A 314-nucleotide genomic window follows, 5' to 3' on the forward strand; every position below is an offset into this window, starting at 1 on the left:
GATATGGTGAGAGATGGATTTTACGTTGGTCGTAAAGTTGGTGATGATTGGTATGTCGACATATCTGAGCCAACTAACTCTGCAAGCAAACCAACCAGGATAAAAGGCTCCGTTGTTGTTTCAAATGGCGAGTCAGCCAATGAAGTTGTTGTTGCCGACATACAAATGTCTTTTATTTTCATGGTGATTTTCATGGTCAAGTGGGTTACGGTGCAGTAGGTTGAGTGGTGGCGTTGCTCACACCTTAATACGGTGTTATGTGTCTGCGACGAAGAAATATCAGTTAAAAACAACTTTAAAATGGTATATATATG

At 40.4% G+C, this 314-nt stretch carries 1 protein-coding gene; it reads left to right on the plus strand.

What is annotated here, in order from left to right:
• Positions 1–219: hypothetical protein (locus Q4563_RS18375; RefSeq protein ID WP_303605533.1), on the plus strand; the 219-nt coding region annotated here is incomplete at its 5' end.
• Positions 220–314 lie beyond the last annotated feature (95 nt).

It is taken from the genome of Gilvimarinus sp. 1_MG-2023 (genome assembly GCF_030548285.1).